Origin of the sequence: Rhizobium subbaraonis, assembly GCF_900220975.1 — a bacterium.
Classification (GTDB): domain Bacteria; phylum Pseudomonadota; class Alphaproteobacteria; order Rhizobiales; family Rhizobiaceae; genus Mycoplana; species Mycoplana subbaraonis.
Map to the genome: position 1 here is coordinate 1 of NZ_OBQD01000042.1, position 19,716 is coordinate 19,716.

Sequence of the window (19,716 nt, forward strand, 5' to 3'; positions counted from 1 at the left end):
TTGCCCCGCGATCACGGTGAGCGGAAATCATGTGTTTCCCGTCACCTGCAAAATGCCCTTAGCGTGTATTAATGTAGAAATGACCACAGAGCCCCATCGACAGGCTGATGTCCTTCGACATGGGCGGGACCACCGCCAAGGCCTGCCTCATCGAGAACCGCACACCCCTCGTCACCGGCCTGTTCGAGGTCGACCGCCGCTATCGCTTCAAGGAGGGCAGCGGCCTGCCGGTCACGGTTCCGTCGATCGACCTGATCGAGATCGGCGCGGGCGGCGGCAGCATCGCCCATGTCGACGAACTGGGCCTCCTGAAGGTCGGGCCGGAAAGCGCCGGCTCCAAGCCCGGTCCCGCCTGCTACGGCCGCGGCGGCAAGAATGCGACGGTCACCGACGCAGACCTGATGCTCGGCCTGATCGACGCCGACAACTTCCTCGGCGGCGAGATGCGGCTGGACAGGGCTGCGACGGAGCACGCCATGAAGTCGCTTGCCGATCGTCTCGGCACGAGCGCGGTGCAAGCATCGCGCGGCATATACCGCGTCGTCACCGAAGCGATGGCGTCTGCGGCACGGGCGCACGCCACCGATCGCGGCGTCGATTATCGCGGCCTGCCATTGTTTGCATTCGGTGGAGCGGGGCCGCTGCATGCCTGCGGCGTGGCGGAACTGCTGCAGAGTTCTTCCGTAATCGTGCCGCCGCGCTCCAGCGTGCTTTCGGCATTCGGCACCCTCGTCACGCCGCTCCGGCTCGATCTGGTACGCAGCGATCTCGTCCGGCTCGATGCAATCGACTGGACGCGGACCGAAAAACTGCTCGGAGAACTGGAGAAGGAAGGTCGGCTGGCGCTGATGGAAGCCGGCTGCGAGGCATCGGATGTGGAAATCCATATCGGCGCGGATCTTCGCTACTTCGGCCAGCAGCACGAGGTGACGGTCACCTTCGATCACGACCCGAGAAATTCGCGGGATACCCAGGCGATCGAGGCGCTGTTCTCTGAAGCCTATCACACCCTCTATGGCGTCAACCCGTCCCATGTTCCGGTCGAAGTGGTGAGCTGGCGCATTACGGTCAACGGCCCCGCGGTTCACTTCCATCCCGCCGGTCAGCCGGCTAGTGCCCCCGGCCAGCCGAAGGGTCATCGCGCGGTGCATGCCTGGCAGGACCGCCAGATGGTGGCCGTGTACGAGCGCCGCGACCTCGCCGTCGGCCAGATCGTGGAGGGCCCGGTCATCATCGAGGAGCGCGAGACGACGACGGCGATCCCGCCGAACTGGGTCGCCACCATCGATGCGTTCGGCTGCATCGTGGCCACCAGGACGCCGGCTCAGGCCTGATTTTTTAAGCGTTCGTTCCGCTCCACCAAACACGGCGGGGCAAGGCAGCGCAGCGGTTGGGAGGAATAACCGTGGACGGCATCGAACTTGAAATTCTCTGGTCCAATCTGATCGGCATCGTCACAGAGCGAGCCAAGGCGCTGCAGCGCATCGCCTTCAGCCCCATCGTCCGCGAGGCTGGCGACCTCGCCTGTGCGCTGTTCGACCAGCGCGGACGCATGGTGGCGCAGGCCAATACCGGCACGCCGGGCCATATCAACTCGCTGGCTTTCGCCGGCCAGCATCTGGTGCGAGAATTCGCCGGCCGCTGCGAGCCTGGCGACGTCCTCATCACCAATGATCCGTGGCTGTCCGCCGGCCACTTCTTCGACATCACGATCCTCACCCCGATCTTCAACGGAGAGCGGCTGATCGCCTATATCGGCTCGACTATCCATCACACCGATATCGGCGGCTACGGCATCGGCGCCGGCGCCCGCGACGTACACGAAGAGGGCCTGTGGATCCCGCCGCTGAAGTTCTACGAGCGCGGTGTCATGAACCCGGTACTGCAGGCGATGATCCGCCGCAATGTCCGCACCCCGGATGCCGTCTTCGGCGATCTGGCCGCCCAGGTTTCCAGCGGGCAGGCAGCCGCCGAGCATCTGATCGCACTTTGCGAGCGCCAGGGCGTCGACGATATTGAGATGCTCTCGGACGAGATCATCGCCCGTTCCGAGGACGCGACGCGCGCGGCGATCCGGAAGCTGAAAGCCGGCACGTATCACGGCGAGTCCCAGTTCGATGTTCCCGGCGGCGAGATCATCACCCTGAAAACCGCGGTCACGATCGATCCCGTTGCGGGCAGCATCATCGTCGATTTCGATGGCAGCTCGATGCAGACCGCGACCGGCATCAATGTGGTGCTCAACTACACGCATGCCTACTCGACCTTTGCGATCCGCAGCTGCCTGAACCCGGACCTGCCCAACAATTCGGGATCACTTGCGCCGATCGAGATTCGTGCCCCGGAAGGCTCGATCATCAACTGCAGCTACCCGGCGCCGGTCAATGCGCGCCATGTCGTCGGGATGTATGTGCCGATGCCGATCCTCAAGGCGCTGCATCAGGTCATACCGACGCAGGTGCTGGCGGAGGGCTCGGGTGCTGTGTGGACGATCCAGATCCAGGGCCGCAACGATGCAGGCCAGCCCTTCACGTCGTCCATGTTCAACTATTCGGGCGGAATGGGCGCGCGCGCCGAGAAGCCGGGGCCGAGCGCCACCTGCTATCCGACCGGCGTTGCCGCCGTGCCCATCGAAATCCTCGAAGCGGCCATGCCGATCGTCTTCGACCGCAAGGAGTTGCGCCGGGGATCGGGGGGCGCTGGCCGCACACGCGGCGGCGACGGCCAAACCATAGGCTTCCACATGCGCACCAACGTGCCTTGGCTGCTGAACGCCGTGCCGAGCCGACTCAACAGGGGCCCGGAAGGCATCGGCGGCGGGTTGCCGGGCGAGGCGGGACGTTTCCTGGTCAACGGACAGTCCGTCAGCGAGGCCCGCAAATTGACGATGCAGGCGAACGACCGGGTGTTGCTGGAGACGCCTGGCGGCGGAGGGTTCGGCCCACCCGCATGACGGGCACACGAATGCAGTGACAAGCGAGCTACGGGAGGAGTTCATGTCGTACGGATTGAGGAAACTGGCAGTCGCCGCAACGATCCTGGGTGCTTTTGCCACGGGACCTGCGGCATCGGAAGAAGTCTACAAGATCGGCATTTCGGCGGGCCTCACCGGCTACGCGGCCACGGTGGACCGCGCCTGGCGCGACGGCGTCGAAACCGCCGTCGAAGCGGTAAATGCGAAGGGCGGCGTTCTCGGACGCAAGCTGGAGGTTGTGGTCGAGGACAACCGCTCCCAGCCGCAGGATGCGGTTACGGTCTATCGCAAGATGCTGAGCTCGGACGGGGCGAACATCTTCATCAGCGGCTGCGTCTCGGCCGGAAATGCGGCTGCTGCGAGCATCACCGCCCGCAGCGAAGTGCCGATGATCCTCTGCTCGATCCTGCCCAAGCAGCCGAGGGAGATAGAGTGGGCCTTCACAACGCTGCCCCCGGCCGGCTTCGAGGTCGAGAAGCGCCTGGAGTATCTGCGCGACAAGACCGACATCCGCAAGATCGGCGTCCTGCACGATCCGACCCCTTACGCGCTGTTGCAGAAGGGCGTCGCCGAGCAGATTGCCGCCAAGTACGGCATGGAGCTGGTCGGCATAGAAGCCTACAAGCAGGACGACGCTGATCTCAGCGTCCAGCTCAACAAGATGCAGGCGGCCGGCGCCGGCGCGATCATCAAGATCGGCCTCGGCGGCACGACGCTTACGGCCGCCAAGAACCTCAAGCAGCTCGGCTCGAACATGCTCCTGCTCACGAGCCTGGAGGATATCGCCGTCTTCAAGCCCGTGGCAGAGGTGCTGGGCGACAGGTTCTTCTTCGTTGCGTCGCCGTCGCAGGTCTTCGACGCCTATCCGGACGGCCCGCTCAAGCAAGCGATCGCCTCCTTCCTGGATCCCTGGCGGGAGAAGTTCGGCGACCGCGACCCCAACTGGGCTTCACGCGGATGGGACGGCGTCATGCTGACGGTGGCCGCCATCGAGAAGGGGGAGTCGTTCGAGGGTACCGCGGTTCGCGAGAACCTGGAGAAAATCACCGGCTTCCAGGGCACCACCGGCATCTACGACTTCACCCCGCAACAGCACCAGGGCATTTCCGCCAATCCGTTCGTCATCGGCCAGATCATCGACGGGAAGGTGAGGATTGCCGAATGACAGTTTGTCTGGCGCAGCCCGGGACTCCGGTGCTCGAAGTTCTGGGGCTTCGCGCGCGCTATGGTCACATCCAGGCGCTCAAGGGCGCCGACCTTAAGGTCGGCAAGGGTGAACTTGTCGCCGTTCTCGGCCCCAATGGGGCCGGGAAATCGACGCTGCTGCGGGCGATCATGGGGTTGACGCAAAACGAGGGCGAGGTGCGCTTCATGGGCACACGGCTCCCGCGCCGCGATCCGGTCGGCGCTGCGGCAAAGGGCGTCGTGCTCGTGCCTGAGGGCAGGGGCATCTTCGGCCCGATGACGGTGCTGGAGAACCTGGAGCTCGGCGCCTACCGCGTCCGCGACAAGGCCGAGATGCAGCGAAGGTTCGCCCGCGTCTTCGATCTCTTTCCGCGCATCAAGGAACGTCTTGCCCAGGTCGCCGGCTCCATGTCGGGCGGCGAACAGCAGATGGTCGCGGTCGGGCGCGCGATGATGTCAGAACCCAAGGTGCTGCTGCTGGACGAGCCTTCGCTAGGTCTGGCTCCGCGCGTGACGGGCGAAATTCTGGAGACGCTTGGCAGGCTCGCTGCCGAAGGGCTTCCGGTGATTCTGGTCGAGCAGAAGGCGCCGCTGGCGCTGAAGCTCGCCTGCCGCGCCTATCTCCTTTCGCTCGGACGCATCGTTGCGACCATCGATCCCCGCGAGGTGAAATCCCATGACGAACTCGCACAGTATTACTTCGCCTGAGGGCTCGTTGATGGCGGTCCGTTCAGGTGTCATCGGCAGCAGGGCGGCATCGATCGGCGTCTGGGTTGCCTCGGCCGCGATCGTGGGCTACGCGCTCGTCTTCGGCGGCTATCTCTCGACGATTGTCGCCTTCGCGCTGATTTACGCGATCTTTGTCTCCGGCCTCAACGTCTTCATGGGATTGACGGCGCAGGTCTCTTTCGGACAGAGCGCGTTTGCGGCGATAGGCGGCTACAGTTCGGCGGTGCTGACGACGACATACGGCTGGGCGCCGCTGCCCGCGATGCTTTGCGGCCTCGTGGCTGCGCTCGTTGCAGCATTCCTCATCGGCTTTCCGACACTGCGGCTCAAGGGCCACTATCTCGCCATGGCCACGCTTGCCATCGGCCTGATCGTCTATGAGATCGCCGTCGAATGGGAAGGCGTGACCCAGGGTTACATGGGTATTTCAGGCATACCGCCGCTCGGTATCGGCTCCCTTGAAGCGACGAGCGACCAGCAAATCCTGTTGACGCTTTCCGTGCTGACGGTGCTCGTCGCAATCGCGATGTCGCGCATTCGCCAATCCCGGCTCGGCCGGGCGTTCGCAGCGGTTGCCGGAAGCGAGGAGGCGGCAAGCGCACTCGGCGTCAACGTCGCCCGCTACAAGCTTGTTTCCTTCCTGCTGGCGGCAGGTCTTGCTTCCATCTCCGGATCGCTCTTCGTCCATGTCGTCGGCTATGTCAGTCCGGAGGTGTTCGGACTTCACATGGTCGTGCTCGCCTTCACCATGATCTACATCGGCGGACTAGGTACGGTCGCAGGCCCCATCATCGGCGCGCTGATCGTCAGTCTGCTGCCCGAACTGTTCCGTGGCTTGAGCGAGAGCCAGGACCTGGCCTACGGGCTGACGCTGATTGTCATCCTGATCTATGCGCCGAAGGGCCTCGTGGGGCTCGCAAGAACCTTCGATATGTGGAGGTCGCAATGAACGCGATCCTGGAAGTTCGCGGTGCCACGCGCCGCTTTGGCGGACTGACCGCCGTCGACGATGTTTCCTTCGATGTTCCCGAACGTGGCGTAACAGCTGTCATCGGCCCGAACGGCGCCGGAAAGACGACGCTTTTCAATCTGATCGCCGGCAGCATGCCCCCCAGCGCGGGCGCAATCCTGCTCTCGGGAAACGAAGTGACGGCGCTGCCGTCGGAAGCCCGCGCCGGTCTCGGTCTGGTGCGCACCTTCCAGCTCGTCAAACTGTTCCAGGACCTGACCGCGCTTGAGAATGTCAAGGTCGGCTTTCATCTGCGCACCCGCGGCGGACTGATCGCCGCGCTGCTGCGCCCCCGCTGGCAGCGGCAGGCGGAGCGCGAGGTGGAGGAAAAGGCGAAAGCCCTCCTCGACCTGGTCGGCCTTTCGGCATTGGCCGACAGCAGCGCGTCGGCCCTGCCTTATGGCCAGCAGCGTCTGCTCGAGATCGCCCGCGCCATGGCCGCCGGTCCGCGGGTTCTTCTGCTCGACGAGCCAGCGGCCGGCCTCAACGCCGAGGAGAGCGAACGGCTGGCTCGGACGGTGCGCAAGATTGCGGCAGACGGCGTCGCGGTGCTGCTCATCGAGCATGACATGAAGCTGGTCATGGACATCGCTGACGAGGTCGTCGTCCTCGACTATGGCCGCAAGATTGCCCAGCGCACGCCGGACGCCGTGCGCCGGGATCCCGCCGTGATCGCGGCCTATCTCGGTTAGGAGAACGTGATGGACAATTTCGGACTGGTGATTCAAAGCCTCATCAGCGGCGTCAGCATCGGCTGCGTCTATGGCCTGATCGGTATCGGCTTCTGCGTCATCTACAATGCCAGCGGCATCGTGAATTTCGCGCAGGGCGCCTTTGTGATGCTGGGCGGCATGGTCACCTACGTCCTGCTTGAACATTACCATCTGCCCTATGTGCTCGCGGCCGTCCTGGCGATCGCCTTCGTGGCACTTGTCGGCGCTCTTCTGGAACGGCTGGTGGTGCGGCCGTTGTGGAAGCGTAACGCGGCAATGTTCGTGATGATCCTTGCGACACTCGCAGCACAGATCGTTATCGAGCGGCTGACCTATCTCGCCGTCGACGACCAGCCAAAGACGCTGCCGGTGTTCCTCGACCTGCCGCCAATCATGATCGGTGGGGTGGCCATCAGCTATCAGTCGCTCTGGATCATGGCCGGTTCTCTGCTGATCGTGGCAGCCCTCGGCCTGTTCTTCAAGCGTACCCGGCTTGGCAAGGCGATGCGCGCCTGCTCCATCAATGCGGAGGCGGCCGCGCTGCAAGGAATCCCGGTGTCCGCACTTTTGACGGGGGCCTTTGCGATCAGCGCAATCCTTGGCGCGCTTGCCGGCATTCTTGTGACGCCCACGCAGTATACCGCATTCAACATGGGCGTGCCTTTCGCCATCTCAGGCTTCATAGCTGCCATCATCGGCGGCTTCGGCCGACCATTCGGAGCCTTCCTCGGCGGCATCACGCTCGGGCTGGTCCAGGCCGTGGCGATCCTCTCCTTCGGGGCGGGCTTCAAGAACGTCGCGGCCCTGTCGATCCTTCTCGTTTTCCTCTTCATCCGCCCCTCCGGCATCCTCGGAAGCAGCCGCTGAGCAAACCCCTGCGAGATACCTCATGGACATCCGAAAAATCGACTGGAACAGTATTCCCTGGACGCCCGTGCGCGACGGCGTGGAACGAAAGGCGTTCTCCGGCGACGGGGCGACGCTCGCATTGCATCGGCTGAAGCCGGGGCACGAGCCGAAACCGCACGCACATGAGAACGAACAGATCGCCTACATCCTCGCCGGCACCATCCGCTTCGTCGTTGGAGAGGAAGAGCATATCATCGGCCCTGGCGGCCTTTTGGTGATACCGCCGAACATCGTCCATTGGGGAGAGGTCGTCGGCGATGAGGACGTGCTCAACCTCGACGTCTTCACGCCGCGCCGCCCCGAATACGCATAAGTATAGGAGAAAGGGCGATGAACATCGCATCCTGGCTCGCCCGCAATGGCAAGGCAAATCCGATGCTGCCCGCGCTCGGGCACGGTCGCCGCATCGTCGCAACCTACGGTGAACTCGCCGAGCGCACCGCCCGCCTGGCCGGCGGCCTCGCCACGCGACTGGGCGTGCGTCCCGGGGATCGGGTCGTCATCGCCTCGAAGAACGATCCGGACTACGTCGCCGCCCTCTATGCGATTTGGTTCGCCGGCGGCGTTGCGGTGCCTGTCAACGCCAAGCTGCACGCCCACGAGATCGTCTTCTCGATCGAGGACGCTGGCGCGGCCGTCGTCCTCGCTTCCAAAGACATCGCCGAGAGCCTTGCCGCGATAGCGCCGCAGTGCCTGCGCCATGTCGTTTCCCTCGGCGGCAGCGAATGGAACAGCCTTGGTTCATCCGATCCTGTCGCCCCTGCGGCGAGGAGACCGGACGACATGGCCTGGCTGTTCTATACCAGCGGGACGACCGGAAGACCAAAGGGTGCCCGCCTGTCGCACGCCAATCTCGCGGCCATGTCGTACGCCTATCTCGCGGAGGTCGATCCGACCGCGCCCGGCGACAGCACGTTGCATGCCGCCCCGATGAGCCATGGCGCCGGTCTGTACATGATGGCGCACATTCTCCGCGGCGCAATCAATGTCGTGCCTGAAACCGGCGGCTTCGATGCGGGCGAGGTTTTCGAGCTTTCCACCCATTGGCGACGCATGTCGCTCTTCGCTGCGCCGACCATGGTCAAGCGGATGGTCGGTGCGGCCGGCGACTTCGATCCGTCCGGGTTGCGCACGATCATCTACGGCGGCGGCCCGATGTACGTCGAAGACGCCATTGCCGCCCTGGACGTCTTCGGCCCCAGGCTTGCGCAGATCTATGGGCAGGGCGAGACGCCAATGACGATCACCGTGCTCGACAAGGCAGCGATTGCGGGCCGCGACCGCTCTAACTGGCGGGCAGCACTCGGGAGTGTAGGGAGGCCGTTCGGCATGGTGGAAGTTGTCGTGGCCGACACTGACGGCAATCCGCTGCCCGCGGGCGTTTCCGGCGAAGTTCTTGTGCGCGGTCCGACCGTGATGAGCGGCTACTGGAACAACGAGGCGGCGACGGCGGCCACGCTGAAGGACGGCTGGCTACACACGGGAGACATCGGCGCCGTCGGAGAAGATGGAAACCTGACGCTGATGGACCGTTCAAAGGACGTCATCATCTCCGGCGGCAGCAATATCTATCCGCGCGAGGTCGAGGAAGTCCTGCTGGTCCACCCCGGCATTCGCGAAGTGTCGGTGATCGGGCGTCCCGATCCGGAATGGGGCGAGGTCGTCGTCGCCTATGTCGTCGGCGATGCAGAGCCGGGCGCGCTGGACACACTCTGCCTCGAGCGCATCGCGCGCTTCAAGCGGCCGAAGGAATATGTGTTCGTCGATGCCCTGCCGAAGAACAACTACGGGAAGATCGTCAAGACGACGCTGCGCGAGATGGATGCGGGCCATCGCGCCCGCTAACGGCAGCGACCGCGGATTTCAGAGAAACGGGGGAATGCATGAGCGATCCGGTCATCGTGGGCTGGGCCCACACGCCGTTCGGCAAACATGAGGACAAGGATGCCGAGGCGCTCGTCGCCGAAGTCGCACGCGCGGCGATCGAGGATGCCGGCCTGCAGCCGGCGGACATAGACGGCGTCTTTGTCGGCATGTTCAACAACGGCATGGGCAAGCAGGATTTCCCCTCAAGCCTCGTGCTGCAGTCCGTCCCCGAACTGCGCTTCAAGCCGATGGCACGCTGTGAGAATGCCTGCGCTTCCGGCAGCGCGGCCATCCATGCCGGGCGCAACTTCATTCGCGCGAGCAGTGGTCGGACCGTGCTTGTGATCGGCGTCGAGAAGATGACCGGAGGCAGCACGCAGAGCGTCGGCGATGCACTCCTGGGTGCCAGCTACCGGCGGGAGGAAGAGGAGGTGCCTGCCGGGTTCGCCGGCGTCTTTGCCCGCATGGCGGATGCCTACTTCCAGCGCTACGGCGACCAGTCCGAAGCACTCGCCCATATCGCCGCGAAGAACCACCGCAACGGCGTCGACAATCCCTATGCGCAGATGCGCAAGGATCTCGGCTACGAATTCTGCAATACCGTCAGCGAGAAGAATCCGATCGTGGCCGGCCCGTTGCGCCGCACCGACTGCTCGCCGATATCCGACGGTGCGGCTGCAATCGTCATGACGACGGGAGACGACGCGGCCCGCTTCAGGCGGGCGGTTCGCTTCCGCGCCGCGATCCACGTCAACGACCACATGCCGCTCTCCAAACGGGACCTGTACCGGCTGGAGGGCGCGAGCGAAGCCTGGAACAGGGCGCTCGGCGCAGCAAACCTCGACATCTCGGACCTTTCCTTCGTCGAGGTGCACGACTGCTTCACGATCGCCGAGCTTCTGGCCTACGAGGCGATGGGCTTGACCGCCCCCGGCAAGGGCGCGCATGCGGTATTCGAGGGCTGGACGACCGCGGGCGACCGCCTGCCGGTCAATCGCTCCGGCGGGTTGAAGGCGAAGGGACATCCGGTCGGTGCAACCGGGGTGTCCATGCATGTCCTGTCCGCAATGCAGCTCGTCGGAGAGGCGGGCGCGCTGCAGCTCCCGCACGCCGATCTTGCCGGCGTCTTCAACATGGGCGGCAGCGGCGTCGCCAACTACGTGTCCATTCTCGAGGCGGTATAGAAGATGGAAAGTGCGTTCGATCGCTACGCGCAGTTCCGGCAGCGCTGCCACGCCGGGGAGAAGGTTGCCGGAACTTTCCAGAAGACGCCATCCCGCCATGTCGGCGAAATACTGGCCCGCAGCGGGCTCGATTTCGCCGTTCTCGATGCCGAGCATGCGCCGTTCGGCATCGAAGCGATCGACGACGTACTGGCGGCCGCCCATCCACGTGGTTTTCCGGTGCTCGTCCGGGTGCCCGAGTTGCGGACCTCATTTATCGGAGCCTGCCTTGATGCGGGTGCGAGCGGCATCGTCATCCCGCACGTGATGTCGGCGGAGAATGCGGCAGATGCGGTGGCTGCAGCACGGTTTTTCGCGGGGGGTCGTGGTCTGTCGCCCTCGGGCCGGGCCGGGGACTACGGCGCACGGACGCTCGCCGGCTTCATGGCGGCCAGCGACGAGGCAGTCAGCGTCTGGTGCCAGATCGAGGATGTCGAAGGTGTGGCCAACATCAATTCCATCTGCAGCGTTGCAGGCGTGGACGCCCTGTTCGTCGGACGCGCGGATCTGATGCGCTCGCTCGGCGCATCGACGATCGATGAGGCGGCGGTGGAAGATGCGGTCTCCCGGATCGCCGCCGCAGGAACGGCCGCGGGCATGCGGCTGGCGATCCATATCGGCAGGGTCACCGAAGCCGAACGTTTCGCAAAGCTCGGATTTACCATCTTCCTATGCGGCTCCGACCAGAGCCTGCTCAGCAAGGCCGCCGGCGACATCCGGCATGGGATCGACGCGCTGTAAATGCGCTGCCGATCGGGTTCTTGACCGAGTGGCCCACCATACAGCGGTCTGCTGGGCTTTGCTGCAGATGGGTGGCTCATTGCCGTCAGATCACCCCACCGTGGGCCTTTGTCCGTCCCTCGTCGCAGCTGGAGCTGTCGCTGCGCGTGGGTGGTCCGCATGGATTCGAGATCGTGACGAACCGGGCCGCGGCTTTCCCCCCAGGGCGGGCGATGGTGACGATCAGCACGCCGCAGCTCGGCGCGCTGGTGAACCGCGTTCAGCCAACCGACCGAGCAGCGCCTTGGGCCTTTAGTGTTTCCGACCTGATACGCAACCTGGCAGCCCGAAAGCTTCTCCCAGCCGCCCGGCAACCCTAGCGATATCGGGGCCGGGCTGACTGTCTGGCAAACGGAATGCAATGCAGCCTGGACCGTCCGTCAGGACGCGCCAGCAAAGAACATGTCGTAGATGAAACGCAGGCAGACCGTCATGAGGAAGAGGCCGAAGAGCACCTCGAGCTGGCGCTTCTTGAGCGCGTGGGCTGCCTGCACGCCGAACCGTGTCGTGAGAAACGACGTCGGCAGAAGCAGCAGGAAACCGAGTATCGAGACGTAACCGAGCGCGTCCGGCGGCAATCCCGCCTTGCCCCAGCCGGCATAGATGTAACCGATGGCGCCCGGGATCGAGATGAGAACGCCCACACCTGCAGAGGTCGCCACCGCGCGGTGAATGGGTGTACCGAACAGCGACAGGATGAGGTTGGAGATCGCCCCGCCGCCGATACCCATCAGCGAGGAAAGGAAGCCGATGATCATACCGAACACGCTCATCAGCCCCTTCCCGGGGAGGGCGTCCGCCACGTTCCAGCCGGATCCGCGCAGCATCCGCACAGAGACCAGCCCCGCGACCCCGATGAACACCAATTTGAACACCCAGGGATCGGCATAACGCGCCACGACGGAACCGACGCTGACGCCGATCAGGATCGGCACGGCCCATTGCCGAAGGACATGCAGATCCATCGCGCCGCGCAGATAGTGGCTGCGCGCCGATTGCAGCGAAGTCGGAACGATCAATGCAAGCGAGGTGCCCACAGCGAGCGGCATCCGAACCCCATCATCGATGCCCATAAAGCCAAAGGCCTCGTAGAGAACGGGAACGGAAACCGCTCCCCCGCCCACACCGAAAAGACCGGCCAGAAACCCGACGGCCGCACCCGCCACCAAAAGCAGGCCGCCGAGGGCCAGTAGTGTCTCAATATCAAAATTCATAGGGAAATCCGGTCTGGAAAGACAGGCTCACTCGCCCGACATCGTTTCTTCATAGATTTTCAGTGTGAGTTGATACTGCCCCTGGAGCGCTTCGACAGCTCGTTTCGTGTCACCTGCCAGCGTGGCGTCCACGATCGCCTGATGCTCATCGACGCTGCGGCGGCGGGGATAGCTGTTGGCCATCGAGATGAAACGATATCGCTCGCCGAGCAGCATCAGTTCGTCGGCGAAGCGCAGGAGGTGGCGAGAACCGCAATTGGCAATAAGGGCGCGATGAAAGGTGCGATGACGCTCTTCCCACGGGCTGTTGTCCGGTGGCGGCATGCCGGGCTCGGTATGTTCGTAATAATGGATTGGGGTATTCTGCAGACGGTGGTTGGCGAGGATGATGGCGTCTTCCCAGGCTTCGGTTCGATTGCGGATCGATTCCTCGAGGGCCTTGCCCTCGACCCAGCAGCGCGTGCGCACGATGTCGCGGAAGTCGTCGAGCGAGATCGGCGGCACGAAGAACCCGCGAAGATCCTCACGGTCCACCAGCCGTTCGGAGGAGAGCCGGTTGAGGGCTTCGCGAACCGGATTCGTGCCGGCGGAATAGCGCTCGGCGATCTGATCGATCAGGAGCTTGTGCCCGGGTTCCAGCACGCCGTGGACAATATCTCGCTTCAGGGCATGGTAGACCGTTGTCGCCGCGGTCTCCTTTTCGACCCGCCGCGGAGCAACGCGACGGGGTGCGGTCGTGCGGGTCGTCATCGGCTTTGACTTCCTCTTATTCATACTGCGAAACAGGACGCCACGGGCTAGCGCCGGTCATCGATACCTGTAACCGAACTGCGATGCCAGAACACCAGTCTGCGTTCGATCAGGATCACACTCCAGAATAGCAGGAAACCGAGTACGCTGAGATAGAGGATCAGCGAGAAGACACGAGGCGTTTGAAGTTGGCTCGCAGCAACCCGGATCAATTCCCCAAACCCCTTGCCGCCGCCGAGGAACTCGGCGGTGATCGCGCCGGCCATGACGCCGACCGCGCCGATCTTGAGGCCGGTGAAAATCTGCGGCAGGCCCGTGGGGATCTTCATGCGCACCAGGGTCTGCCAACGGCTGGCGCCGAGCGTGCGGAAGAGCATGCGGGCGTTCTCGTCCGCGGCATGCAATCCCGCCGCAGTGCCGACCACGATGGGGAACGTGGCGATGAACGCCGCCAGCGCCACCTTCGACGCGATACCGAAACCCAGCCAGGCCAGGAACAGTGGGGCAAAGGCGACCTTTGGCATGGTGTCGATCGCGACCAGATAAGGCAGGACCGCGCGTTCGCCGAAAGAGGTTTCGCCCACCAGGACGCCGAGCGAGAAGCCGATGGCAATCGCAAAAGCGAAGCCCCAGAGCACCTCCTTCGTGGTCATCCAGAGTGCGGCGAGCATATAGCCGCCGGAGAGGATGTTCGTGCCGACGACGACGATGTCGCGCCCCACCTCGGCCGGAGATGGCAGGATGATGCGCGATACCACCTCGAAATGGTGAACCGCCCACCACAGGAAGAGGACGAGGAACAAAAGCGCCGCCATCGCCACAACGCGCGGGACGCGATCGATCCAGGCGACTTGTTCGCTCCAGATCGTTTCGGGAAACGTGCCCGGCTCCACGGTGATCGGTCGGCCGAGGGCCTGCGGGCCGGTATCGGTGGTGACGGTTTTCATGCGGTCACGGCCCCTTCGTCCAGGCGGCTTCGAATGTAGCGGACATAGTCGCCGAATTCCGGCGCCGTCATCATTTCAAGCGTACGCGGACGCGGCAGTTCGATCGGCACCGCTTCCAGGAATTTTCCCGGCCGCGGCGACATGATGTAGACCACGTCGGAGAGCAGCACTGCCTCGGGGATCGAATGGGTGATCAAGAAGGCGGTGGCGTTGCGCGACAGGCAGATGCGCTGCAACTCGATGTTCATGAAGTCGCGCGCCAGTTCGTCGAGAGCTGAGAAGGGCTCGTCCAGCAGCAGCACCTGCGGCTCAGTGATCAGCATCCGGCAGATCGAGGTTCGCTGCGCCATTCCGCCGGAGAGCTGGCGCGGATAGACCTTGTCGAAGCCCTTCAGCCCGACCAGCTCGAGCAGCGCCTGCGCCTCGCTGCGCCGGTCGTTTGCCGCCGCCTTGCCGTCACGGATGCTGATCGGCAGCAGCACGTTGTCGATCGCGGTCAACCATGGAAACAGCGTCGCCTGCTGATACATCATCCCGATCTCGCGCCGCGCGCCGAGAACGGGCTTTCCCTCCAGGATGACACTGCCCGTGGTGGGCGGCGTGACCCCTGCCATGATCTTCAGGAGCGTTGACTTGCCGCAGCCCGATGGACCGATGACAGACGAGAAGGAGCCCTGCCGAAGATCGAGGTCTACGGGATCAAGCGCGCGGATCTTGCCGAAGCCGTAGGACTTGGAGACATTGCGGAGTTGGTAGACCGGTCGGGCGAGGGATCGCCCGACCGGTTGCTCCGCCACGGGGATGGCGCTCTGCATCATCTTACTTGGCCGCATTCCACGTTTCGACGAACTGATTAGTGTAGGCTTCTTCGATGTTGTCCAACGGCTTTTCGAGCCCGCCGCTCGCCACGAGGCTCTCCTGCCACTTCACCCAGGCCGCCGGCGGCATGTAGCCGAAGGGATCCTTGGAATCGACCGGCAGCGTCCTGCCCTGGATGGCGGTCAGCAATGCCGCCGCGAACACCGGATCTTCGCTTTCCTGCGGGTTTCCGGCCGCAACATGCTTCAGAGTCGCATCGCGGTTTGCCGGATCGAGGCCGAACTTCGTCCCCCTGACGAGGGCACGACCGAAGCCTTCGACGGTCTCCTTGTTCTCATCGAGGAACTTTCGCGTCACAGCCCAACCATTACCGAAGTAGTCGAGGTAGGGCTCGGGCGTAATCTCCCGCAACGGAATGCCACGCGACGAGATAATGGCCGCATCCGCCACGGCCGCTGCATACGCGCCGACCTCCTTGTTGAGGAAGGCTGCTACCGCAGTGCCACCATCGCCGATGGCGAGAAACTCATAGTCTACGCCATCCTTCAGGCCCAGATCGTTCATGATGCCGCGGGTAAAGCCCACTTCGGCGCCGTCCGCCGTGCCGACGCCGATCGTCACGCCCTTGAGATCGGCGGGAGTCTTGGCGGGCGAATCCTCGGGGACGACGAGGCCGAAGACCGAGCGGCTGAAATGATTGTAGATAAAGACGACGTCCTCACCGCGTGCGCGCGCTGCCAGGAGCGGTGCAGGACCCGGCTGGCCGATATCGCCCTGGCCGGAGGCGAGCAGCTGCAGCACGGAGGCGGAACCATTCACGGCCTCGACCTTCACGCTGAGGCCCTCTTCGGCAAAATACCCCTCTCCCACGGCAACATGCAGCGGATACACGTTGATGGCCGAGGGATTGGGCACCACGATGGTCAGTTCCTTGACCTCCGCCGAGGCCGGCGCGAGCATGCTCATCGCAAGCAGAAGTGCTGCGCCCATGCGCTTTATTCCAGTCATTATCTTCCTCCCTGAAGGCTTCGCGCCTGTAACGATCTCCGGGCCCGGCGAAGCTTCACCAGCGCCACGCCCGGTGTCACGCCGGCTCCTCTTCCGGCTGACGAAGCCAAACCTGCCGCATACCTTATTTTGTGTCAATGAGTAAATAATGTATGATATCGTTTGATTGCGAAATCATACATGCTAAATAGCGGAGGTGACCGGGACCTCTTGCGCCCTGCGCGCTGATCGAGACCGGGCATTGATTATTCATTGAGGAGGAGAACATACCGCATGAGCAGTCACGTGATCGACGCGCCGCAGACCGCCACGATACCGGTTGTGGGCAGCGACAAGACCTTCCCTGTGCGCCGCATCTACTGCATCGGCCGCAACTACGTCGCCCATGTGGAGGAGATGGGGGGAGACGCGGACCGCGATCCTCCACTGTTCTTCCAGAAGCCCACGGATGCTGTCGTCAACAGCGGCGCGACGATCCCCTATCCCACCAAGACCTCGAACTATCACCATGAGGTCGAACTGGTCCTGGCGATCGGCAAGGGCGGGAGAAACATTCCCGAGGCCGAGGCGGAATCACACATCTGGGGCTATGCCGTCGGTCTCGACATGACCCGTCGCGACATCCAGGGTGGCGGGCTGCCTTGGGAAATCGCGAAGTCCTTCGACAACTCCTTCCCCGTCGGTGCGATCACGCCGATCTCGCAGACCGGCAGGATCGACAAGGGGAGGATCGAGCTGAAGGTCAACGGCAATGTCGTGCAGCAGTCGGACGTCTCGTTGCTGATCTGGCGCATTCCGGAAATCATATCCCGTCTGTCGGAGTTCTTCGAACTGCAGCCTGGCGACGTCATCCTGACCGGTACGCCGCACGGCGTCGGGCCAGTGACGCCGGGCGACCGGCTGGTCGCCACGTTCGAAGGCCTCGCACCGCTCGAAATTGCCATCGGCGCGGCGGCCTGACGCGGTGGGCGGGACCGCGGAACGCGTGCGGATTCCCCCCGAGCTTCTGGAGGAAGTGGCCGGCTTCGGCACGGCCACGCTCCACGAGGCGGCAGGACGGATCGGCGCCCTGCCGGGAGGAATCGCACCGCTCAGCCGGAAAATGAGGCTGTGGGGAACAGCGCTGCCGGTCTTTGCTCCTGCTGGCGACAATCTGGCGGTGCACCGCGCCGTTGCGTTGGCGCGGCCAGGCGATGTGCTGGTGGTCGACCACGGTGGCACGCTGTCGCACGGGCCGTTCGGGGATGTGCTCGCGCTGGCTGCGCGGGTGCGCGGCATTGCGGGGCTCGTCATCGACGGCGCCGTCCGTGACAGCGACAGCCTGATCGCGATGGGGTTTCCGGTTTTTGCACGAGGATGCTCGATAAGGGGCACGGTCAAGCGTGATCCGGGCAGCGTGGGCGAACCGGTGACGATCGGCGACATCACGATCCGTACCGGCGACGCCGTGATCGGTGACGCCGACGGTGTCGTCGTCCTCCCGTCAGCTCAACTCGCCGCCATCCGCGACACTGCAGTGGCACGAAACGCCTCGGAGGCAGAGATGCGAGCGCGGATTGAAAGCGGCGAACTCACGCTCGACTTGCTGGGATTGCGCGACCTCATACCGTGGCACAACCCGCCTTGCGACGACGACGGCGGATAAACGAACACCCGTCTATCCTGGAGCTGGGCGCACTGGACGCACAACGCCCGAGACGCTCACCAAACGAAAAAAGGTGGAAGGGGAGGCCAGATCGCCTCCCCGCTCATCACATCCAAGAGGATTTACCGGTCCTGCGGAGACCGCTTGCCTTGGTCGTCGCGGCGCTCATGACCCTTTTGGTCTTCCTGCTCCCGACGCTGGCGTTGCTGCTGCTGATCCTGAGGTTGCGGGCTCCGTTGCTGTTGCTGGTCCTTCTTCTGGTCCGGCCGTCCTTGCTCCTGGTTTCCCATCACAATACTCCTCATTTTGTGAAATCCCCGCGTCCGCGAGGAAGAGAAGTAATGCTCCCGGCAGCAGGGTGTTCCCAGGGACAGAGAAAAAGTTTTTGCGGCGGCCGGCGTCTTCCTCTTTGGACGGAGGATTGATGACCGTTGGTGATCACAAAACCGGACTGAAACAGACTGCACGCCGATCGTTTCGGCCTCCTTGGCGTGAAGATGGTGCCCGGGGTCTGCGGATCATTGCGAAAATCGCAATGAATTCATCAACATCGATTCCATTGTCGAGTGATGTTTTCTCAACCAATATCGCTCCATCATGCAGACACAAGGAGCGATTTTTTCATGGACATCGGTAGCGACCCCACGGAACTGGTCAGCCTGATTGCGCCCGTGCTGCGGCCGGTCGCGACGGGACTGGAGTTTTTCGGCGTAAGCGTCATTCTCGTCGGCGTGGTCGCGGCCACGATCGGCTATATTCGCGATCTGTTTTCCGGCAGCAGGGGCGTAGCCTATGAAAACTATCGCGCCAATCTGGGGCGCGGCATTCTGCTGGGGCTCGAAATACTGATCGGCGCCGACATTATCGCAACGATCATTGCACCCTTGACCTGGGAGAGCGTCGGGCTGCTCGGCTTGATCGTCCTGATCCGCACCTTCCTCAGCTTCTCGCTTGAGGCGGAAATCGACGGACATTGGCCATGGGCGCGAAATGCAAGCCCGGGAAACCGGCAATCGAGAGGGAAGGACCTGGAACGCGAAGCCTCTTGATCACAGAGCGCGGCTGCACGGGGCAGGAATCCATGAAAAGGCCGCCCGCGTCGCGCTCACGAGCCGGAGGCATCATCGCCTGCCTCCTTCACCGATGTCTGAGCGCGCATCTGGTTTTCCGGAAAGGCGGGATGCAGACCGGCCTTGGCACCTTATTGCCACCAGACCAATCGCCGGTCGATCAGCACCAGCACACCGTAGAGCACCAGGGACGTTACCGATGACACGAGGATGGCCGACCAGACGGTGAGGGAGTCCATCTCTGCCGTTGCGCGGTAGACGATCTGACCGATTCCCTTATAGGCCCCCAGCATTTCGGCCACGATGACGGCGATCGTGCTTCTGGCAAGGCCGATCCGCAGGCCGGTGACGATGGAGGGCATGGCAGCCGGCAGGCGCAGGCGCCAGAGAATCCCAAACCGGCTCGCGCCGAAGCTGCGCAACAGGTTCACCTGTCCGTCCTCCGTCCGTGAAAACCCCTCGAGCGCTGCGAGCAGGACGGCGAAGCTGACAGCCAGCGCCGCGATTGCAACTTTCGAAGCAGGCCCCATACCGAACCACAACAGCGCCAGCGGCACGAAGGCGATGGATGGAACATTGTTAAGCGCCACGACCAGCGGGAGCAGCAGCGCTCTCGTCGGCGGAACCAGCAGAAAAAGGCATGCGAGCGCCAGACCGATCACCGACCCGGCAAAAAAACCCGACAGGGCCTCGAAGGTGGTGATCCACAGGCCGTCCGCAATCTGCGGAAAACGCTGAACCGCCGCTGCGATGATGTCGGTCGGGCTTGGCAGCACATATTGATGATGTGGACGGCCCTCCGAACCCGTCGCGCGAGATGCTAAGATCATTCTGCGCAACTCAGAGAAGGAACCGTGTCATGACTTTCGAGAAGA

At 63.6% G+C, this 19,716-nt stretch carries 21 protein-coding genes; 14 read left to right on the plus strand and 7 right to left on the minus strand.

Features of this window, described 5'->3' with window-relative positions:
* The first annotated feature begins 107 nt into the window (after nt 1-107).
* The 11 genes from CRO48_RS30020 to CRO48_RS30070 all read left to right on the plus strand — a co-directional run bounded on the left by CRO48_RS30020 (nt 108) and on the right by CRO48_RS30070 (nt 11,349).
* On the plus strand, nt 108-1,334 hold the full coding sequence (locus CRO48_RS30020) for a hydantoinase/oxoprolinase family protein (RefSeq protein WP_097143328.1): 1,227 nt from the start codon (nt 108-110) through the stop codon (nt 1,332-1,334).
* 71 nt (nt 1,335-1,405) lie between these two features.
* The gene (locus CRO48_RS30025; protein WP_097143329.1) at nt 1,406-2,953 is read left to right on the plus strand and encodes a hydantoinase B/oxoprolinase family protein; all 1,548 of its coding nucleotides are present in this window, start codon (nt 1,406-1,408) and stop codon (nt 2,951-2,953) included.
* A 43-nt stretch (nt 2,954-2,996) separates the two neighbouring features.
* Nucleotides 2,997-4,139, plus strand: a complete 1,143-nt coding sequence (locus CRO48_RS30030; protein WP_097143330.1) for an ABC transporter substrate-binding protein — start codon at nt 2,997-2,999, stop codon at nt 4,137-4,139.
* A complete protein-coding gene (locus tag CRO48_RS30035; RefSeq protein ID WP_097143331.1) occupies nt 4,136-4,867 on the plus strand; it encodes an ABC transporter ATP-binding protein in 732 nt (243 codons plus the stop codon). Before CRO48_RS30030 ends, CRO48_RS30035 begins: the two co-directional genes overlap by 4 nt.
* Nucleotides 4,836-5,837, plus strand: coding sequence for a branched-chain amino acid ABC transporter permease (locus CRO48_RS30040; protein ID WP_097143332.1), 1,002 nt, complete (start codon nt 4,836-4,838; stop codon nt 5,835-5,837). Before CRO48_RS30035 ends, CRO48_RS30040 begins: the two co-directional genes overlap by 32 nt.
* Nucleotides 5,834-6,589: an ABC transporter ATP-binding protein gene (locus CRO48_RS30045; RefSeq protein ID WP_097143333.1), complete on the plus strand. Its 756-nt coding sequence runs from the start codon at nt 5,834-5,836 to the stop codon at nt 6,587-6,589. The genes CRO48_RS30040 and CRO48_RS30045 overlap by 4 nt, the downstream gene beginning before the upstream one ends.
* Before the next feature lie 9 nt (nt 6,590-6,598).
* Nucleotides 6,599-7,477, plus strand: a complete 879-nt coding sequence (locus CRO48_RS30050) for a branched-chain amino acid ABC transporter permease (RefSeq protein WP_097143334.1) — start codon at nt 6,599-6,601, stop codon at nt 7,475-7,477.
* A gap of 22 nt (nt 7,478-7,499) precedes the next feature.
* Complete coding sequence (locus tag CRO48_RS30055) at nt 7,500-7,832, plus strand: cupin domain-containing protein (RefSeq protein ID WP_097143335.1); 333 nt, start codon at nt 7,500-7,502, stop codon at nt 7,830-7,832.
* Nucleotides 7,833-7,849: 17 nt separating this feature from the next.
* Nucleotides 7,850-9,364 (plus strand): AMP-binding protein, encoded by a 1,515-nt coding sequence (locus tag CRO48_RS30060; RefSeq protein ID WP_097143336.1) that lies wholly within the window; start codon nt 7,850-7,852, stop codon nt 9,362-9,364.
* Nucleotides 9,365-9,402: 38 nt separating this feature from the next.
* Entirely contained in the window at nt 9,403-10,569 is a 1,167-nt protein-coding gene (locus tag CRO48_RS30065; protein WP_097143337.1) for an acetyl-CoA acetyltransferase, read from the plus strand.
* Nucleotides 10,570-10,572: 3 nt separating this feature from the next.
* On the plus strand, nt 10,573-11,349 hold the full coding sequence (locus tag CRO48_RS30070; RefSeq protein ID WP_097143338.1) for an HpcH/HpaI aldolase family protein: 777 nt from the start codon (nt 10,573-10,575) through the stop codon (nt 11,347-11,349).
* 419 nt (nt 11,350-11,768) lie between these two features.
* Here CRO48_RS30070 and CRO48_RS30075 read toward each other — a convergent pair whose 3' ends face one another.
* The 5 genes from CRO48_RS30075 to CRO48_RS30095 are packed head-to-tail and all read right to left on the minus strand — an operon-like array spanning nt 11,769 to nt 16,126.
* On the minus strand, nt 11,769-12,602 hold the full coding sequence (locus CRO48_RS30075) for a sulfite exporter TauE/SafE family protein (RefSeq protein WP_097143339.1): 834 nt from the start codon (nt 12,600-12,602) through the stop codon (nt 11,769-11,771).
* A 27-nt stretch (nt 12,603-12,629) separates the two neighbouring features.
* On the minus strand, nt 12,630-13,352 hold the full coding sequence (locus tag CRO48_RS30080) for a GntR family transcriptional regulator (protein ID WP_097143340.1): 723 nt from the start codon (nt 13,350-13,352) through the stop codon (nt 12,630-12,632).
* A gap of 47 nt (nt 13,353-13,399) precedes the next feature.
* Entirely contained in the window at nt 13,400-14,299 is a 900-nt protein-coding gene (locus tag CRO48_RS30085; RefSeq protein WP_097143341.1) for an ABC transporter permease, read from the minus strand.
* Entirely contained in the window at nt 14,296-15,132 is an 837-nt protein-coding gene (locus tag CRO48_RS30090) for an ABC transporter ATP-binding protein (protein ID WP_245423719.1), read from the minus strand. The genes CRO48_RS30085 and CRO48_RS30090 overlap by 4 nt, the downstream gene beginning before the upstream one ends.
* Complete coding sequence (locus tag CRO48_RS30095; protein WP_097143342.1) at nt 15,119-16,126, minus strand: ABC transporter substrate-binding protein; 1,008 nt, start codon at nt 16,124-16,126, stop codon at nt 15,119-15,121. Before CRO48_RS30095 ends, CRO48_RS30090 begins: the two co-directional genes overlap by 14 nt.
* Before the next feature lie 273 nt (nt 16,127-16,399).
* Here CRO48_RS30095 and CRO48_RS30100 point away from each other — a divergent pair, with 273 nt between their 5' ends.
* Both CRO48_RS30100 and CRO48_RS30105 read left to right on the plus strand, forming a co-directional pair.
* Nucleotides 16,400-17,086, plus strand: coding sequence for a fumarylacetoacetate hydrolase family protein (locus tag CRO48_RS30100; protein ID WP_097143343.1), 687 nt, complete (start codon nt 16,400-16,402; stop codon nt 17,084-17,086).
* Nucleotides 17,087-17,111: 25 nt separating this feature from the next.
* Complete coding sequence (locus CRO48_RS30105) at nt 17,112-17,771, plus strand: 4-carboxy-4-hydroxy-2-oxoadipate aldolase/oxaloacetate decarboxylase (RefSeq protein ID WP_097143347.1); 660 nt, start codon at nt 17,112-17,114, stop codon at nt 17,769-17,771.
* A gap of 122 nt (nt 17,772-17,893) precedes the next feature.
* Here CRO48_RS30105 and CRO48_RS32590 read toward each other — a convergent pair whose 3' ends face one another.
* The gene (locus CRO48_RS32590; RefSeq protein ID WP_176526949.1) at nt 17,894-18,061 is read right to left on the minus strand and encodes a hypothetical protein; all 168 of its coding nucleotides are present in this window, start codon (nt 18,059-18,061) and stop codon (nt 17,894-17,896) included.
* A gap of 333 nt (nt 18,062-18,394) precedes the next feature.
* On the opposite strand from CRO48_RS32590, the gene CRO48_RS30110 reads away from it, so the two are divergent.
* Nucleotides 18,395-18,820, plus strand: a complete 426-nt coding sequence (locus CRO48_RS30110; protein WP_097143344.1) for a DUF1622 domain-containing protein — start codon at nt 18,395-18,397, stop codon at nt 18,818-18,820.
* 152 nt (nt 18,821-18,972) lie between these two features.
* Here CRO48_RS30110 and CRO48_RS30115 read toward each other — a convergent pair whose 3' ends face one another.
* Nucleotides 18,973-19,671, minus strand: a complete 699-nt coding sequence (locus CRO48_RS30115; RefSeq protein ID WP_097143345.1) for an ABC transporter permease — start codon at nt 19,669-19,671, stop codon at nt 18,973-18,975.
* Nucleotides 19,672-19,716: the final 45 nt, after the last annotated feature.

Coding starts and splice junctions, on each gene's coding strand:
- CRO48_RS30020 (WP_097143328.1), top strand. CDS start 108: ATGTCCTTCGACATGGGCGGGACCACCGCCAAGGCCTGCCTCATCGAG.
- CRO48_RS30030 (WP_097143330.1), top strand. CDS start 2,997: ATGTCGTACGGATTGAGGAAACTGGCAGTCGCCGCAACGATCCTGGGT.
- CRO48_RS30035 (WP_097143331.1), top strand. CDS start 4,136: ATGACAGTTTGTCTGGCGCAGCCCGGGACTCCGGTGCTCGAAGTTCTG.
- CRO48_RS30040 (WP_097143332.1), top strand. CDS start 4,836: ATGACGAACTCGCACAGTATTACTTCGCCTGAGGGCTCGTTGATGGCG.
- CRO48_RS30045 (WP_097143333.1), top strand. CDS start 5,834: ATGAACGCGATCCTGGAAGTTCGCGGTGCCACGCGCCGCTTTGGCGGA.
- CRO48_RS30050 (WP_097143334.1), top strand. CDS start 6,599: ATGGACAATTTCGGACTGGTGATTCAAAGCCTCATCAGCGGCGTCAGC.
- CRO48_RS30055 (WP_097143335.1), top strand. CDS start 7,500: ATGGACATCCGAAAAATCGACTGGAACAGTATTCCCTGGACGCCCGTG.
- CRO48_RS30060 (WP_097143336.1), top strand. CDS start 7,850: ATGAACATCGCATCCTGGCTCGCCCGCAATGGCAAGGCAAATCCGATG.
- CRO48_RS30065 (WP_097143337.1), top strand. CDS start 9,403: ATGAGCGATCCGGTCATCGTGGGCTGGGCCCACACGCCGTTCGGCAAA.
- CRO48_RS30070 (WP_097143338.1), top strand. CDS start 10,573: ATGGAAAGTGCGTTCGATCGCTACGCGCAGTTCCGGCAGCGCTGCCAC.
- CRO48_RS30075 (WP_097143339.1), bottom strand. CDS start 12,602: ATGAATTTTGATATTGAGACACTACTGGCCCTCGGCGGCCTGCTTTTG.
- CRO48_RS30080 (WP_097143340.1), bottom strand. CDS start 13,352: ATGACGACCCGCACGACCGCACCCCGTCGCGTTGCTCCGCGGCGGGTC.
- CRO48_RS30085 (WP_097143341.1), bottom strand. CDS start 14,299: ATGAAAACCGTCACCACCGATACCGGCCCGCAGGCCCTCGGCCGACCG.
- CRO48_RS30090 (WP_245423719.1), bottom strand. CDS start 15,132: ATGCGGCCAAGTAAGATGATGCAGAGCGCCATCCCCGTGGCGGAGCAA.
- CRO48_RS30095 (WP_097143342.1), bottom strand. CDS start 16,126: ATGACTGGAATAAAGCGCATGGGCGCAGCACTTCTGCTTGCGATGAGC.
- CRO48_RS30100 (WP_097143343.1), top strand. CDS start 16,400: ATGAGCAGTCACGTGATCGACGCGCCGCAGACCGCCACGATACCGGTT.
- CRO48_RS32590 (WP_176526949.1), bottom strand. CDS start 18,061: ATGGGAAACCAGGAGCAAGGACGGCCGGACCAGAAGAAGGACCAGCAA.
- CRO48_RS30110 (WP_097143344.1), top strand. CDS start 18,395: ATGGACATCGGTAGCGACCCCACGGAACTGGTCAGCCTGATTGCGCCC.
- CRO48_RS30115 (WP_097143345.1), bottom strand. CDS start 19,671: ATGATCTTAGCATCTCGCGCGACGGGTTCGGAGGGCCGTCCACATCAT.